Annotated in this window: 15 protein-coding genes and 1 riboswitch; of the genes, 8 read left to right on the top strand and 7 right to left on the bottom strand. The window is 63.5% G+C overall.

The features are described 5' to 3' along the window. Positions 1-23: 23 nt before the first annotated feature. Positions 24-791: a hydroxyacylglutathione hydrolase gene (gloB, locus tag CCD76_RS10260; RefSeq protein ID WP_087719430.1), complete on the bottom strand. Its 768-nt coding sequence runs from the start codon at positions 789-791 to the stop codon at positions 24-26. A 175-nt stretch (positions 792-966) separates the two neighbouring features. Here gloB and CCD76_RS10255 point away from each other — a divergent pair, with 175 nt between their 5' ends. The 4 genes from CCD76_RS10255 to nudC all read left to right on the top strand — a co-directional run bounded on the left by CCD76_RS10255 (position 967) and on the right by nudC (position 4,113). Continuing rightward, on the top strand, positions 967-1,848 hold the full coding sequence (locus tag CCD76_RS10255; protein ID WP_087719429.1) for a class I SAM-dependent methyltransferase: 882 nt from the start codon (positions 967-969) through the stop codon (positions 1,846-1,848). Positions 1,849-2,041: 193 nt separating this feature from the next. Further along, positions 2,042-2,500: a ribonuclease HI gene (rnhA, locus tag CCD76_RS10250; protein WP_071231233.1), complete on the top strand. Its 459-nt coding sequence runs from the start codon at positions 2,042-2,044 to the stop codon at positions 2,498-2,500. A 93-nt stretch (positions 2,501-2,593) separates the two neighbouring features. Next, positions 2,594-3,343: a DNA polymerase III subunit epsilon gene (dnaQ, locus tag CCD76_RS10245; RefSeq protein ID WP_071231232.1), complete on the top strand. Its 750-nt coding sequence runs from the start codon at positions 2,594-2,596 to the stop codon at positions 3,341-3,343. Further along, complete coding sequence (gene nudC / locus CCD76_RS10240; RefSeq protein WP_087719427.1) at positions 3,343-4,113, top strand: NAD(+) diphosphatase; 771 nt, start codon at positions 3,343-3,345, stop codon at positions 4,111-4,113. Before dnaQ ends, nudC begins: the two co-directional genes overlap by 1 nt. A 10-nt stretch (positions 4,114-4,123) precedes the next feature. Here nudC and CCD76_RS20055 read toward each other — a convergent pair whose 3' ends face one another. After that, complete coding sequence (locus CCD76_RS20055) at positions 4,124-4,444, bottom strand: SCP2 sterol-binding domain-containing protein (protein ID WP_179208896.1); 321 nt, start codon at positions 4,442-4,444, stop codon at positions 4,124-4,126. Positions 4,445-4,682: 238 nt separating this feature from the next. On the opposite strand from CCD76_RS20055, the gene sohB reads away from it, so the two are divergent. Further along, positions 4,683-5,723, top strand: coding sequence for a protease SohB (gene sohB, locus CCD76_RS10230; protein ID WP_087719424.1), 1,041 nt, complete (start codon positions 4,683-4,685; stop codon positions 5,721-5,723). 45 nt (positions 5,724-5,768) lie between these two features. Here sohB and CCD76_RS10225 read toward each other — a convergent pair whose 3' ends face one another. Further along, positions 5,769-6,071 carry an ArsR/SmtB family transcription factor gene (locus tag CCD76_RS10225; RefSeq protein ID WP_071231228.1) on the bottom strand — a complete coding sequence of 101 codons (303 nt, stop codon included), beginning with the start codon at positions 6,069-6,071 and terminating at the stop codon, positions 5,769-5,771. Positions 6,072-6,341: 270 nt separating this feature from the next. On the opposite strand from CCD76_RS10225, the gene CCD76_RS10220 reads away from it, so the two are divergent. Beyond that, positions 6,342-7,022, top strand: coding sequence for a 7-cyano-7-deazaguanine/7-aminomethyl-7-deazaguanine transporter (locus CCD76_RS10220; protein ID WP_087719423.1), 681 nt, complete (start codon positions 6,342-6,344; stop codon positions 7,020-7,022). A gap of 142 nt (positions 7,023-7,164) precedes the next feature. Further along, the gene (locus CCD76_RS10215; protein WP_087719421.1) at positions 7,165-7,956 is read left to right on the top strand and encodes an alpha/beta fold hydrolase; all 792 of its coding nucleotides are present in this window, start codon (positions 7,165-7,167) and stop codon (positions 7,954-7,956) included. Between the two features lie 26 nt (positions 7,957-7,982). Here the strand turns inward: CCD76_RS10215 and CCD76_RS10210 are convergent, their stop codons facing one another. From CCD76_RS10210 to CCD76_RS10195, 4 genes are all read right to left on the bottom strand, one after another. After that, positions 7,983-8,882 carry a hypothetical protein gene (locus CCD76_RS10210; protein WP_087719420.1) on the bottom strand — a complete coding sequence of 300 codons (900 nt, stop codon included), beginning with the start codon at positions 8,880-8,882 and terminating at the stop codon, positions 7,983-7,985. 24 nt (positions 8,883-8,906) lie between these two features. Next, complete coding sequence (locus CCD76_RS10205) at positions 8,907-9,929, bottom strand: ABC transporter substrate-binding protein (protein ID WP_247643241.1); 1,023 nt, start codon at positions 9,927-9,929, stop codon at positions 8,907-8,909. Between the two features lie 85 nt (positions 9,930-10,014). Continuing rightward, the gene (locus tag CCD76_RS10200; RefSeq protein WP_087719418.1) at positions 10,015-10,791 is read right to left on the bottom strand and encodes an ABC transporter permease; all 777 of its coding nucleotides are present in this window, start codon (positions 10,789-10,791) and stop codon (positions 10,015-10,017) included. After that, positions 10,784-11,527 (bottom strand): ABC transporter ATP-binding protein, encoded by a 744-nt coding sequence (locus CCD76_RS10195; protein WP_087719417.1) that lies wholly within the window; start codon positions 11,525-11,527, stop codon positions 10,784-10,786. Before CCD76_RS10195 ends, CCD76_RS10200 begins: the two co-directional genes overlap by 8 nt. A gap of 31 nt (positions 11,528-11,558) precedes the next feature. Then, a riboswitch (TPP riboswitch) is annotated at positions 11,559-11,662 on the bottom strand. Positions 11,663-11,737: 75 nt separating this feature from the next. On the opposite strand from CCD76_RS10195, the gene CCD76_RS10190 reads away from it, so the two are divergent. After that, on the top strand, positions 11,738-12,598 hold the full coding sequence (locus CCD76_RS10190) for a hypothetical protein (protein WP_087719415.1): 861 nt from the start codon (positions 11,738-11,740) through the stop codon (positions 12,596-12,598). Positions 12,599-12,626: the final 28 nt, after the last annotated feature.

Here is a 12,626-nt window from a genome sequence, read left to right as displayed (position 1 = left end):
TCACGTCGTCTCGCTCTGCGATGCTAGAAACGATCCTTCCATGCGCGCAGCGTGGCAAAGGCGGCCATGCTGTCATCGACGGGTCCTTGCTCACGCAATGTCTCGCGCAGGCCTGGCTCGTCGACGCGCAGGAAAGGGTTGATCTGGCGTTCGCGGCCCAGCGTGGTCGGCAGCGTGGGCCGATCCAGATCGCGGGCGGTCTGGCACTCGCGCCGGTAGGCGTCGCGAACGGCGTTGTCGGGCTCGGCGGCCGCGGCGAAAGCCAGATTGGCGAGGGTATATTCGTGGGCGGCAAACACCAGGGTGTCTTCCGGCAGTGCGTCGAGTTTTGCCAGCGAGTTGCGCATCTGCTCGGGGGAGCCTTCGAACAAGCGCCCGCAACCGCCTGAGAAGAGCGTATCACCGGCAAACAAAAGCCCTGGTGTGCCGGGGGCATAGAAGGCGATATGATCCAGTGTGTGGCCGGGGACGGCGTAGACTTCGAAGCGGCGCCCCAGAACGCGACATTCGTCACCTTCACCGACGCGATGGTCGATGCCGGAGATAGCGTCGCTGGCGGGGCCGTAGACCGTGGGAGCGTAGCGCTCGATCAGTTCCTTCAGCCCGCCCGTGTGGTCCTGATGGTGGTGGGTGATCAGGATGGTGTCGAGCGTCAGGTTTTCCTGTTCCAGCCAGGCAATGACGGGCTGGGCGTCACCGGGGTCGACGACAGCGACGCGCTCCTGCGAGTCCTGGCGCAGCAGCCAGATGTAGTTGTCCTGGAACGCGGGAATCGGCTTCACGGTCAACATGTGGCATTCTTCTCCGGCAGGTTCGTCTGTGGATTCGGGTATCGAGGGTCGAGCCGTTGGTCTGACCTCGTGCAGCACGCGCGGGTTCCCGCAAGGGATTGCCTGCCTTCACGCCGTCAGGTTCAGCGGCGGGCTGCCGTCCAAAAAGCGATAACCTTGGGGAGTAAAGCCGTCCGTGTCAATCTCGCCGCCGGATCAAAGCCTGCAGGCAGCCGTCCGCCAGGGGCGCCGGTTCTGGGCATCGCCGCCCGGACAGGCGCTGTGGCGTGCCGAGCGCGCCTGCCTGGGGCCGCATTGCGAGCAGCATCGCGGCATGGTGAGCCTGCAACTGGGCATGGCACCGTTGATGAGCGACATGTGCCCGATTCGCCATTCGCTCGACTGGGCGCCTTCCACCGAACTCGTTCGCACCGAGAACTGCCTGGTCTGCCTGCCCGGCAGCCTGCCGCTCGCCGACGATAGCGTCGACCTGGTGGTGTTGCATCACCTGCTGGAGGCTGTGGACCAACCTCACCACGTTCTGCAGGAAGCGGCTCGCGTGACGCGTGACGACGGTCGTCTGGTGATATTCGGCTGGCATCCCTTCGGGCCGACCGGCCTGCGCCGGCGCTATCACCCCGCGCCGTGGCAGCACCAGTGGCGAACGCCAGCGCGCCTGCGGGACTGGCTGACGTTTGTCGACTTCGAGATCGAGCGGGTAGACTATTGCGGTTTTAGGTTGCCCGGCCGCGCGCTGGGCAGCGACCGTCTGGAGACGCTCGGGCGCCGCTACAACCTGCCGCTGTCCTCGGCCTATCTGGTGGTAGCAAGCCGGCGCAGTATTCCCGTCCAGCCGATCAAGCTGCGCGACCCGGTACTCGGTGGCGGCAAGTCCGGCGCCTGGCTGGGGCTGGCCAGGGAGACCCGGCCGACCGGTCATCACGGTTGTCAGACATCGAATCGAACGTCGATGCAGGCCGCGGGCCGCATAGCGGCCGACGCTGCGGCGCCGCTGACGCCGGGAACGGCAGGCGAGCCGTGTCGCTCGTCGAAACGTGAGTCTCTCGTCGAAACGTGACCATGCCGAGCGCCAGGATGAAGCACCCGCTAGATCTCCGCAGACGACTGCCTGAGCTCCACGACCGCCTGACATCATAGACAGCCGTCATCACCAGAAGACCAGAAGCGTCATCACCAGAAGTGTCATCACCAGAAGCGTTATCACCAGAAGAGAGTCCGTCTTGCCAGCTCCGAATTCCGAATCGCCGACGATGCCCGCCGTGACCATCTATACCGACGGAGGTTGCCGCGGCAATCCCGGCCCCGGCGGCTGGGGGGCGTTGCTGGTCTCCGGTCGACACGAGAAGCCGATGAAGGGCGGCGAGGCCGAAACCACCAACAATCGCATGGAGCTGATGGCGGCGATCCAGGCCCTGCGTGCGCTGGACCGGCCCTGCCGCGTCGCGCTGTGGACGGATTCCCAGTACGTTCGCAAGGGCATCACCGAATGGATACACGGTTGGCAGAAACGCGGCTGGAAGACCGCGGCCAAGCAGCCGGTCAAGAATGCGGAACTCTGGCGGGAACTGCTTGCCGAAACGCATCGCCACGCCATCGAGTGGCACTGGGTCAAGGGTCACAGCGGCCATGAGGGAAACGAGGCCGCCGATCGGCTGGTCAACGAGGCGATCGACGAAGTCATCGCAAAGCGTCGGTCTTCGGCACGATAATCTGGTCTTTCATGCAGCGGTCCGAACACCATAAGTCGTGATCCTGTCGTCAAAACACGAATGACTGCCGCCAGGCACAAGCGAGGAAAACGTATGCGCCAAATCGTCATGGATACGGAAACGACCGGTATCGACCCGCGAGAAGGCCATCGCATCATTGAGATCGGCGGCATCGAACTGATCAATCGCCGTTTTACCGGGCGCACCTATCATCAGTACGTCAATCCGGAGCGGGATATCGAGGCGGAAGCCGTCGAGATCCACGGCATCACCAACGAACGAGTCGCCAACGAGCCCGTGTTTGCCCAGATCGCCGACGAGCTGTGGGAATTCATGCGCGGCGCGCAGCTGGTCATTCACAATGCGCCGTTCGATGTCGGCTTCTTCGATCACGAGTTCAAACTGCTGAAGGCGGTGCGTGGCGAGCCGGTGCTCGGCCCCGTGGCCGAGCATTGCAGCGTGCTGGATACGCTGAAGATGGCTCGGAAGATGCATCCGGGGCAGCGCAACAGTCTCGATGCACTGTGCAAGCGTTACGATATCGACAACGGCCAGCGCGTACTGCACGGGGCGCTGTTGGACTCCGAGATCCTGGCTGAGGTCTACCTGGCCATGACCGGGGGGCAGACCGCATTGTCGCTCGCCGGTAACGACGACGGTGATGACCGCGCGCCCGGCGCTGCCAGCGGCATGCGTCGGGTCGAACGAAACGGCGTGCCGCTGGCGGTGCTCAAGCCGAGCGAAGCCGAGTGGCAGGCTCACCAGCAGCGGCTCGAGCAGATCCGCCAATCGGCCGGGCAGTGCCAATGGGATGCCCTGGAAATGCCGGAGACCCAACACTGATGCTACACCGCGAGATACCGCCGATGGATGTCGTCGGCGGCTGGTTGCTGCGCATGGGCGAGAGCGGGGTTGCGCGGGCTGAATCCGGCAGCATGCTCGTCTATTGCGAACGATGGCCCGAACAGGCGCTGCGGCTGGGATACTGGCACGGCGAGCCGGTGGCCGTGGTGGTCGAGACAGACGGCGAAGACTGGCCGCCGTTTCGCGACTGGCTGGCACAGGCGTCGGCCTCGGAAAGCGAGCTGCTGGCGACCGCGCTGCAGGTGACACGGTGGGAGCGGGATCATCGCTTCTGCGGCCGTTGCGGTCACGCCACGCGGCGGCTGTCCCACGAGTTTGCCATGCAGTGCGACAACTGCGGCCTGCGCGGTTATCCCCGTATTTCGCCTTGCATCATCACGCTGGTGACGCACGGCAGGGACATGCTACTGGCGCGCAGCCCGCGATTCCCACCGCAGCGCTACTCGACGCTGGCGGGTTTCATCGAACCTGGAGAGTCGGTGGAAGCGGCCGTGCGGCGGGAAGTGATGGAAGAGGTCGGCGTCGAGGTGGGACGGGTGAGTTTCTTCAAGAGCCAGTCCTGGCCGTTCCCGCATTCGTTGATGATGGGGTTCTTCGCCGAGGCGGCCAGTCGTCGAATACGGATCGACGGCGAGGAAATCGTCGACGCGGCCTGGTTCACCCCGGAAAAACTACCTCAACTGCCGCCAACCTATTCGATTTCACGGCAGTTGATCGAGACACATCGCGGGGCGGTCGCCATACGCTGAACGTATCGGTTCAGACGGCGGATTTTCCGAACAGCTTGGGGAGCCGGCTGGCAAGGCCGATGTCTCCCTTGACCTTCACCTTGCCGGTCAGCAGCGCCTGCATGGCATTGAGTTCCTTTCTCACCAGTTTCATGAGCGTGGTGGTATCGCTCGAGATGGTGACGCTGGGCTCGGGGTGGCGCCCCGGCTGGATGTCGAGCGAGCCATGATCGATCGTCATGTGGTAGTCGTCGACATCGTCGAGATCGAACTGATAGACGGCCGAAACCGTCTCGGCAGCCTCGGTATCGAACCGGGCACGAAGTTTGGCGATCAACTGGTCGTCATCCATGATGATGTCTCCTGTAACAGAAGCGCTAAGCAAATCATCGCCGCTATTGCCATGCAAGCGGTGGAAGCGGGGAAGGCGATTTTCTTCGATGCCTCTGTCGAGAACGGGAATGTTCCGAGCCCTGCGAATCTCGATCCAGCAGCGACGGCAATTTGAACGGATAGTGAACGGCCGGGGCCGTGAATGGTTAGAACGATGAACGGCCAGGATCATGACTGGCTAGAACAAGGAGTATGACGTGATCGAATGGTTGGCCGACTACGGTCTCTTTCTCGCCAAGACGGCGACACTGGTGATCGCCCTCGGTGTGATTCTGATGCTGATCGCCCATGGGCGTCGCAAGGGGCAGGGCAGCGCCGGATCGACACTGAAGGTCGTCGAGCTGGACGAGCGTTTTCAGCGTCGGCGTCGTCAGCTGCATCTGGCGGCGGTGCCCAAGGCGGGCCGACGCCGGTTGGCCAAGCAGATGCGGAAGTCTTCCAAACTGGCCCACAAGCAAGAGGCGAAACGCGAAGCCGAGCGTGTCTGGGTGCTCGATTTCGAGGGCGATCTGAAAGCTTCCGGAACGCCGGCGTTGGCCGAGCTGGTGTCGCTGCTGCTGGAAGAGATCAAGGACGGAGACGAGATCGTGTTACGTCTACAGTCCGGGGGTGGCCTGGTGCACAGCTATGGCCTCGCCGCGGCGCAGCTGGATCGCCTTCGTGATGCCGGTGCCCGCCTGACCGTATGCGTGGACAAGGTCGCGGCCAGCGGCGGCTACATGATGGCGTGTTGTGCCGATCACCTGATCGCCGCCCCGTTCGCGGTCATCGGCTCGATCGGCGTCGTGGCGCAGATACCCAATGTCCATCGGCTGCTCAAGAAGCACGATGTGGATGTCGAGCTGCTGACCGCCGGGCGCTACAAGCGCACGTTGACGGTGCTGGGCGAAAACAGCGAAGAGGGGCGTGCCAAGTTTCTCGAGGATCTCGAGTCCACCCACGACCTCTTCAAGCATTACGTGGCCCAGCGGCGGCCCAACCTGGATATCGAGGCCGTCGCGACAGGGGAGATCTGGTATGGCAGCGAGGCGCTCGACGCCGGCCTGATCGATGCAGTGGGAACCAGTGACGCCTATCTGCTGGAAAAGCAGCGCCAGCAGGCACGCGTGCTCAATGTGGCGCTGGCATCACGTTCTGGCCTGATAAGCAAACTGGGTAAAGGCATGGAGAGCGGTCTGGAAAGAAGCGTGGACCATATTCTCCAGCGGGTCGAGGATCTGCGCTGGCAGCGCCGCTGACCCGCTCGGCACCGCCCGGCAATAGGCAAGCCGGGCGAAAGCGGCTCAGGCGATATCCAGTTTGCCGAGCGTCTGGATCAGGCGCTCGGCGACGTCGCCGTGGAGCGAGTAGTAGATCACCTGCGAGCTGCGGCGGGTCGTTACCAGGCCTTCCTGGCGCAGAACGGCAAGATGCTGTGATAGCGCCGATTGGCTCAGCGTCATTTCTCTATTGATCTGACTAACGGAATGCTCACCCTGCATCAGCAGGCAAAGAATACGCAATCGGCTCTCATTGGCGATCGCTTTGAGAGTCGCAGTGGCAGGACCGATCTGGTGGTCGCCGAGTGGGGTAATCATTGTCGTCATCGTGAAATTCCGCGTGCGCGTTGGCGGATCGCCTACACTGAACCCGCTGTTCAGTCATTGCTGATATTAGCGTGATGTAACTGAACGTTACAATGCTTTTTGGCGCGTATCTCCCGGGCGGCTGGTGATCGCAGTCGGGAGTCCCTATAATCGGCGCCCGCTTCAAGCCATCCGGCCACCATCGCCATTCAGAGGGTTCCCTAACCCCTCGGCCAACTCCGGTAATAGCTCTTTGAAAATGAGAGCTACGGCAAACGAAAAAGGTCTCTCATGTTGACACTCGACAATCGACAACGCCGACTCGCCCTGCTGTGGCTGGTCAGCTTCCACGTGCTGGTGATTACTGCCAGCAACTATCTGGTCCAGCTGCCGTTCACCCTATGGGGGCTCCATACCACCTGGGGGGCGTTCAGCTTTCCGTTCATTTTCCTGGCCACCGACCTGACGGTCCGATTGTTCGGCAAGGCGCCGGCAAGAAGGATCATCGCCAGGGTCATGGTGCCCGCGCTATTGATCTCCTATGCCGTGTCGGTGCTGTTTCAGCAGGGCCGGTTTCAGGGAGTGGAGGCGCTGGCCCAGTGGAACCTGTTCGTCGGTCGAATCGCGCTGGCCAGTTTCATGGCTTACGTGCTGGGCCAGCTGCTCGACATTCACGTGTTCGACCGGCTGCGCCGGCTCCGCGCCTGGTGGGTCGCGCCGACGCTCTCCACGATTCTCGGCAACCTGGCGGATACCTTCGCGTTCTTCGCCATCGCCTTCTGGCAGGGCCCCGATCCGTTCATGCGTGAGCACTGGGTGGAGATCGCCTGGTTCGACTACGCGGTGAAGCTGTCAATCAGCCTGATCTTCTTCCTGCCGCTGTACGGCGTTCTGCTGGCCTACCTGGGACGTCGCCTGCTGACGCAGGGGGATCGGCTCAATCTTCCTGGCTTGTCGCGCCAGCGAGGATAGCCGTCGCCGATTGTCGTCGCGCAGCGCAGGTCATCGAGCGCTGACGGCGTCTGCCCGCGTAGGGGCGGAGTCGAGTCCCGGGTTTTGTTATCCTTGACCGACCTGGCGGCCTCTCGAGCCGCCGGATTGGATTTCAGGAGGGATGACGTTGCAACTTCACTGTATCGATACCGGCGTCGCGGAGAGCGTCGATACCGCGATTCCGCTGGTCGTGCTGCACGGGCTGTTCGGTAGCGCCGACAACTGGCGCTCCCACATCAAGCAGTGGCAGGTCGATCGACGCGTGATCGCCGTCGACCTGCGCAATCATGGCCGCTCGCCTCACGTCGAGGGGATGCGATACGCGGCGATGGCGTCCGATGTCGTCGCGTTGCTGGACGAGCTCGATGTCGAACGCTTCGACCTGCTGGGGCATTCGATGGGCGGCAAGGTCGCGATGACGCTGGCACGGCTTCATTCCGCGCGGGTGGCGCATCTGATCGTCGCCGACATCGCGCCGGTGGCGTACGAGCACGGCCACGACGAGATCTTCGCGGCGATGCGTCGGGTCGAGACGGGGCAGCCGACATCCCGTCGCGAAGCCGCGGCGATAATGGAAGAAGAGATCGAGAGCGCGCCCACGCGTCAGTTTCTGGCGACCAATCTGGTGCGCGGCGACGATGGCGTCATGCGCTGGCGGGTCGGGCTCGACGAGATCGGCGCGGGGTACGAGGACATCATCGCACCGCCCGATGGCGATCAGCCCTTCGAAGGTCCGGCCTTGCTGATTCGTGGCGGTGACTCGCACTACGTTCTGGATCGTCATCGCGACGCGGTCGCAGCAATCATGCCCAACGTCGAATGGCAGACCCTGGAAGGCGCCGGCCACTGGCTTCACGCCGAACAGCCGGAGGCGTTCCGCGATGCCGTGAATCGCTTCACCGCCGCTTCCTAGCGACCCGTCGTCATGTCGGCTCGGTTCTATAACGGGTCGACTCCGCCATCGATTGGGATCGGCTCGATACCTGCGTCATCGGACGAGATGAAACGATTGAGGATACGATAGGTATCGATATCGAAACCGAGAGTGTCAGGCAAGGTGTCCAGATCATCGAGTCGTTCGACACTGCCTTGATAGTGCCAGTGATCGACGATGTGCAGGCCGACCTCGCCCTGACGATCGCTTTCCCTGAAGGCGACGCGGCCGGGCCAGGGCCAGTTCTCGATGCGCAGTTTCTCCATGGCATTCCGCGCTCGCTGGGTATGCGCTTCCAGGCTTTCCATCCCGCAGCAGGCGCCGAGGCAGCGGCCGATCTGATAGCCGAAGCAGCGTCCCTGTCCGGTTTCCAGCCCCAGGACACGCAGACACAGCGATTCGTCGTTGGCGATGTCCCGGAGCGTCATCTGGGCATCGCGGCGATTCCGAAACAGGCCGTAGAACCGTGTCCGTGCCGTTACCACCCATTGGCCGTCGGTGAGCGTCGGGCGATCATCGCCGTCGGGCCAGTTCCAGCTCACCATGCGTACACGCTTGCGTAGCTGCCGGTTGTAGAGCGGCACCCATCGCTTGATCAGGTCGGCCTCCAGCAACTGAGCGCCCAGGTCGCCGCTGGTTCGCATCCACGCGATGCGCCGGGTCTGCGCCATCATCTGGTCATGGCGACGGGAAACCGGCTGCTGCACGTGACTGCGAACACGGCTGCGCATGTTGATGCTCTTGCCGACGTACAGCGGCAGTTCATTCTGACCGAAGAAGACGTAGACCCCGGGCCGCGCAGGCAATGCCCCGAGGTCGTCGACGGTCGTGCTCGGCAGCGCCTGGGTCGGATCCTGCCGCGGGTCGTAATGCAGTGCGTCATAACGCGATGATATTGAACTCATATCACCAATCTAGACGATCTTTCGCTAGGGTGCGTTGAGATCCACTGCGAGGCGGGAGACCGGGCTCTGGGCCTTGACCTGGCCTCGTTCGAGCAAAAACGCCTCGAAATCGCGGTAGCGTTTACTGTCGAGTGCCGCCGGACGCAAGGCGAAGCGGGGCAGTGTGGCTTTCCAGGCGGCCGCGTTGAGCGGCGTATCCAGCGCCGGATCGTAGGCGATGAAACTCTGCCATGCGTCGTCCGGATGATTGATGATCCAGGATGTCGCCTCGCCGATGGCGTCCATGAAGCGTCGGTCGGCTTCGCGGTGCTGGTCCAGCGTCTCGCGATTGGCGACGAAGATCAGTTCGTCGTAGGTGGGCACGCCCTGTTCCTCGATATAGAACGCCTTGCCTTCGACCCCTTCCTGTTTCATCTGCGCCGGCTCGAAGTTACGGAAGGCACCGGTGACGGCGTCGACCTTTTCGCTGATCAGCGCCGGCGTCAGCGAAAAATTGACGTTGACCATGTCGACGTCGTCCAGGCTCAGGCCGCTGTTCTCGAGCATGGCCGACAGCAGAACCTCTTCGACGCCGCCGACTGAGTATCCGACCTTCTTCCCGGCGAGCTGGGAAAGGTCTTCGATACCGCTATCCGCGCGTACCAGCAACGCGTTCAACGGCGTCGCGATCAGTGTGCCGACGCGAACGACCGGAAGCCCCTGATCTACCTGCAAATGCAGCTGCGGCTGATAGCTGACCGCAAGATCGATCCGCCCGGCGGCGACCAGCTTGGGCGGGACGCTGGGATCGGCCGGGGCCTGAATGTCGACATCCAGTCCGCGTTTCTCGAACAGCCCGCGCTGCTTGGCGATGACGATCGGCGCGTGAACCGGATTGACGTACCAGTCGAGCATCACGCTCAGCGGAATCATCTGTGGCGGCGCCAAGGCATCTTCGTCTTCCTGCGCCAAGATCGGCGTCGCCAGGATCAGGCCCAGCAGCGCCAGGCTCATCGCCAGTCCGCGCCGCCACAGTGTCGATCGTTGGGTTGCACGTTGGGTTGCCATTGCTTGTTCCCCTGTCATTTTGATGTATTCATGAAGGCATGCATGGTTGATACGATTCGCTGGAAAGACCCGGTGTGATCTCGTTTCAAGGCCCGGATTCCACGCGATCCCGGTGCCAGGGCATCGACAGCCTCAATGCCGCATCGACGCCGAAGTAGAGCAGGACGGCAAACGCCACGAGCACGACCAGAGCGGCAAACATCAGGTCGATCTGCAACCGTGCATTGGCATTGAGCATCAAGTAGCCCAGCCCCTGGCTGGAGCCGACCCACTCACCGATCACCGCGCCGATCGGCGCCGCGCTGGCTGCCATCCGCAGCCCGGAAGCGAGCGACGGCAGGGCGGCCGGCAGTTGCACCTTCAGCAGCTGCTGGCGCCGGCTCAGCCCGAAGGTGCGGGCCAGATCGAGCCAGCCTTGTGGTGTCTGCCGCAGCCCGTCGTAGCCGGTCGACGCGACCGGAAAGTAGATGATGACCATGGCCATCAGAATCTTCGGGCCCAGGCCGTAACCGAGCCACAGCATCAGGATTGGCGCCAGCGCGAACAGCGGGATGGCCTGACTGATCAGCAATAGGGGCAGTAGCGTGCGGCGCAGGGCGCGGAAGCGAGCCAGCGCCAGCGCCGTTGCCAGCCCCAGCAGGATGCCGCCGATCAGCCCGGCCACTATCTCGATGGCGGTGATGCCGGCATGATGAGCAAGCAACGCGCGCTGTTCGATCAGCGCGCTACCGACGGCCGTCGGCGAGGGCAGGATGTAGCGTGGCACGCCGGTCAGCATCAGTACCAACTGCCAGATGGCAACAAGGACGACGAGCGCCCCCACGGGGCGAACGAGTCGGCCCGGTGCAATCTTCTCAAGCATGTGCCGACTCCTGCAGCCGAGTGACGAGCTCGGCCTGACGACGCTGCAGGTCGACATTGTCGAGCGGGCGCGGGCGAGCGCCTTCGGGCACGGGTATCGATACCAGGTGGGCGGGCTCACCCTGCAGGATCAGGATTCGATCGGCCAGGCGCAGCGCCTCGAGCGGATCGTGCGTCACCATGATTACCGTGCGGTCGGCCAGGAGCCGGCTGGCAAGGTCATGCAGCTCCAGCCGGGTAATGGCGTCGACCGCCGAGAAGGGTTCGTCCATCAGGACGACGCTGGCATCCTCGAACAGCGTGCGGGCGAGGGCGACGCGCTGGCGTTGCCCGCCGGAGAGTTCGTCCGGCCACTGGCCGGCTTTGTCGGCGAGACCGACCTGGTCCAGCAGGCGCTCGGCATGCTGGCGATCCTCGGGCTTGGGTCGCCCTCGCCAATGCGCACCCAGCATCACGTTATCCACCACGCGCTGCCAGGGAACGAGAAGGTCCTGCTGCGCCATCCAGGCGAGACGGCCCGCCAACGGCGCGCCGTCGCTGGTAGCGAGATCGAGATGATGGTTGTCAGGCAGTCTCAGGCTGGCGATCATGCGCAGCAAGGAACTCTTGCCGCTGCCGCTGCGACCGAGCAGGCAGGTCCAGCTGCCCGCATCGAACCGGGCCTGAAGCCCGTGGAACAACGGGCGATCGCCGAAGGTCAGCGAAGCCTGGCGGACGATGAGTCCGGGTGGTGGCATGACAACTCCCATCGGGGCCGGGCGAAGTCATGCGAGAACTGCTGGCATTTCCTCCGCCGGTATTAGCCGGTTCAGGTTCAAGGGTTGTGCATACCGCACTCTCAGCCCGTCGCATGGGCACCCCTATCCAGTGCCTGCGATTGTACGCCGACCATCACCGCCTGCCCACCGGCGATGATCGGACCGACACAAGGACGAAGTGCATTGACGATGCGAGACCTTGCGATCCGCGCGGATGACGAACTCACCCGGCGCATGACAGCGTTGACGGGCAAGTCGCTGACGCCGTTGGCGCTACGCTGGCCGGACAGCGCCAACTGGCTGTGGCGTAGCGAAGAGCTTTCCCCGCAGTTGCTGAAGTTGGCGAGGAGATCGCCCGCAAACGACGGTTTCTGGTGGGGTATCCAGCAGCTGTTCGGGTTCGACCGTTGGCAAGTTCCCGAGGCCCTGACCCGCGTGCCGGGGTGGCTGCCACCCCATTTGCCGATGGCGCCGCTGCCGATGACGTTCCTCGACCGGCTGCAGCAGGCGCCGCTCTGGAGCCTGCCATGGCGTCATGCCGCCCCGCCTGTAATGAGCGAGACGTTGGCCGCGCGACTCGGCGATCAACTGGCGCTACTGCACCAGGAGGCACAGCCGGGGTTTGGTCACCCAGTTGGTGACATCTCGCCGCTGTCGAGTTGGCCGGAGCGTGCTCGCGCTTTCGTGGAGAATCACCCCCGGCGCGACTGGATAGGCCACATGCCGAGCTGGCCGCAGCCCGCGAAGAGCGTCTGGTGCCTGCCGGATCTGCGCAGCGATCAATTTCTCGAAGGCGCGACGGACTGGCTATGGAGCGACTGGGAAGCGCTGGTGTGGGCGCCGCTGGAGCTGGATCTCTGCCTGCTAGAACTGCTGCTGGAAAACGCCGGCCACCGCGATGCCTTCATCGCCGCTTATGGTCGCCGTCATCCGATACCGGATCTCACCGACTATCGCCCCGGAATGCGAGCGCTGGCGGTGCTGCTGGCGCTGCATGGAGAAGGCGCCGGGGAGCGGGTGATCGCCCATCCACACTGGCTAGAAGATTAAATAAATAAGGTAATCCCCCGGCTTTGCC

Origin of the sequence: Salinicola salarius (genome assembly GCF_002179555.1) — a bacterium.
Lineage (GTDB): Bacteria > Pseudomonadota > Gammaproteobacteria > Pseudomonadales > Halomonadaceae > Salinicola > Salinicola salarius_A.
The sequence above is the reverse complement of the archived record's forward strand: the minus strand, read 5'-3'. Positions and strand labels throughout refer to the sequence as shown.

Excerpts from the sequence above, each read along its gene's own strand:
- gloB (WP_087719430.1), bottom strand. The coding sequence starts at position 791 with ATGTTGACCGTGAAGCCGATTCCCGCGTTCCAGGACAACTACATCTGG.
- rnhA (WP_071231233.1), top strand. The coding sequence starts at position 2,042 with ATGCCCGCCGTGACCATCTATACCGACGGAGGTTGCCGCGGCAATCCC.
- dnaQ (WP_071231232.1), top strand. The coding sequence starts at position 2,594 with ATGCGCCAAATCGTCATGGATACGGAAACGACCGGTATCGACCCGCGA.
- nudC (WP_087719427.1), top strand. The coding sequence starts at position 3,343 with ATGCTACACCGCGAGATACCGCCGATGGATGTCGTCGGCGGCTGGTTG.
- CCD76_RS20055 (WP_179208896.1), bottom strand. The coding sequence starts at position 4,444 with ATGGATGACGACCAGTTGATCGCCAAACTTCGTGCCCGGTTCGATACC.
- CCD76_RS10225 (WP_071231228.1), bottom strand. The coding sequence starts at position 6,071 with ATGACGACAATGATTACCCCACTCGGCGACCACCAGATCGGTCCTGCC.
- CCD76_RS10220 (WP_087719423.1), top strand. The coding sequence starts at position 6,342 with ATGTTGACACTCGACAATCGACAACGCCGACTCGCCCTGCTGTGGCTG.
- CCD76_RS10215 (WP_087719421.1), top strand. The coding sequence starts at position 7,165 with ATGACGTTGCAACTTCACTGTATCGATACCGGCGTCGCGGAGAGCGTC.
- CCD76_RS10210 (WP_087719420.1), bottom strand. The coding sequence starts at position 8,882 with ATGAGTTCAATATCATCGCGTTATGACGCACTGCATTACGACCCGCGG.
- CCD76_RS10205 (WP_247643241.1), bottom strand. The coding sequence starts at position 9,929 with ATGGCAACCCAACGTGCAACCCAACGATCGACACTGTGGCGGCGCGGA.
- CCD76_RS10200 (WP_087719418.1), bottom strand. The coding sequence starts at position 10,791 with ATGCTTGAGAAGATTGCACCGGGCCGACTCGTTCGCCCCGTGGGGGCG.
- CCD76_RS10195 (WP_087719417.1), bottom strand. The coding sequence starts at position 11,527 with ATGCCACCACCCGGACTCATCGTCCGCCAGGCTTCGCTGACCTTCGGC.
- CCD76_RS10190 (WP_087719415.1), top strand. The coding sequence starts at position 11,738 with ATGCGAGACCTTGCGATCCGCGCGGATGACGAACTCACCCGGCGCATG.